This window comes from Inquilinus sp. (genome assembly GCF_057815775.1).
In genome coordinates this window covers 1-1613 of record NZ_JBYRFX010000085.1, presented here as the reverse complement: position 1 = coordinate 1613, position 1613 = coordinate 1, and the positions used below count along the sequence as shown (strand labels likewise).

General features: G+C 72.7%; 2 protein-coding genes. One reads left to right on the top strand and one right to left on the bottom strand.

Going from position 1 to position 1613, the window contains the following annotated elements; translation table 11 throughout:
• Positions 1–34 precede the first annotated feature (34 nt).
• The gene (locus AC3XYG_RS03165) at positions 35–958 is read right to left on the bottom strand and encodes a hypothetical protein (protein ID WP_489138361.1); all 924 of its coding nucleotides are present in this window, start codon (positions 956–958) and stop codon (positions 35–37) included.
• A gap of 191 nt (positions 959–1149) precedes the next feature.
• On the opposite strand from AC3XYG_RS03165, the gene AC3XYG_RS03160 reads away from it, so the two are divergent.
• On the top strand, positions 1150–1613 hold a 464-nt coding region (locus AC3XYG_RS03160; protein ID WP_489138360.1), incomplete at its 3' end, for an SDR family NAD(P)-dependent oxidoreductase.

The following is a 1613-nucleotide window of genomic DNA, read 5'->3' as shown; positions in this document are numbered from 1 at the left end:
GCGTGAGGGCGGGCACCGGCCCCGACAAACACCCTTACCCGGAGCCGCGGCGCGTGATCCGGTGGGTGAGGCATGGGGAGCATGGCCGGCCCGGCTCAGCCGGACTCCCGGCGCCGGCCCCACCGGGCCAGCCGGCGGGCTGGTCCTCGGCCTCCGGCACCGCCGGCCCGTAGGCCCTGTCAGGCGGCCCGCCCGTCTCGGCGACCGCCGCATCGAACTCCGGCACGAATGGCGTCGGAGCCTCCTGCGGCACCCCGCCGGGGAAGTCGTCTGCCGCGCCGGGCGCGGCGCCGGCCTCCCGCTCGGCCTGGGCCGCCCTGGCGGCCTCCGCCCAGGCGGGGGACAGGGGGACCCAGTCGGGAATGCGGCCGAGCTTGCGGCAGATCCGCAGCACCATCTCGTCGACCGGCTGGGTTTCGACGTCGGCGTCCAGCGCCTCGTCTTCGGTCAGCGTCTCCCACACCGTGGCGGCCAGGGCGTTGGCCTGGTTCTCGCCGGTGCTGTCGTCGGTCTCCCTGGACTCGGCCTCGGCCGCCATGGGATCGACGGGTGTGCGATCGGCGCCCATCGGATCGGCGTCCATGGGACCGGCCAGCGTGGGATCGGGCTGCGTGGTCTCGACCACGGCGCGGACGATCTGCGCCCGCCGCCGCTGCAGGCGTGCCTGCTTCTCCTCGGGGGTCTCGGCCCTGCGGTTCTTGTGCGCCTCGCGGATGCGCTCGGTCATGGCGATGCACAGCCGGATCGACCGGGCGATGCGCGACTGCATCAGCGCGAAATCGGGCGAGGCCGGCTCGATCGGCGTCGCCTCTTGCTGCCGCTCGATCCGATGGGCGGTGCGCAGGTCGACCGCGACGACCTCCCGCAGCGTGCTCAGCGCCCACACCGTCCACGCCGTGTCGGGGTCGACCGGCGTGGTGATGTCTTCGTGGATGCGATCGGGCGGGGGCAGGTTCATGGAACATATCATGAACAAAAAGATCCGTTATCGCAATGAACAAAGTGTTTCCATCCCGGCGGGACCTGCCGCGCCACCCCCGATCGTCAGGACGAGGCGGCAAAGCCGACGAACCATCGACGCCAGACCCCGTGCCCCGGCCGGCGTCGGAGCGTAGGCTGAGGCACCCGAATCCAAGGCGGAGCCATGCCATGCAGATCTCGTTCAAGGGCCGGAGGGTCGTGGTGGCGGGCGGCAGCCGCGGCATCGGCCGGTCGATCGCCCTGGCCTTCGCGGCGGAGGGCGCCGATGTCGCGGTCTGCGCCCGGGGCGCGCCGGGCCTCGCGGCGGTCGAGGCCGAGCTGAAGCGGCAGGGCGGAACGGTCTTCGCCATGGCCTGCGACCTCGGCGAGGCCACGGCCGCCGAGCGCTTCGTGACGGCGGCCGCCGGCGCGCTCGGCGGCATCGACATCCTGGTCAACAACGCGTCGGGCTTCGGCATGGCCGATGATGAGGCGGGCTGGGGCGCCGGTCTCAGTATCGACCTGATGGCGACGGTGCGTGCCTCGCACGCCGCGATCCCGCACATCGAGAAGTCGGGCGGCGGCGCCATCGTCAACATTTCGTCGATCTCCGGCTATCGCGCGAGTGCCCGGTCGGCGCCGTATGCGGCGGT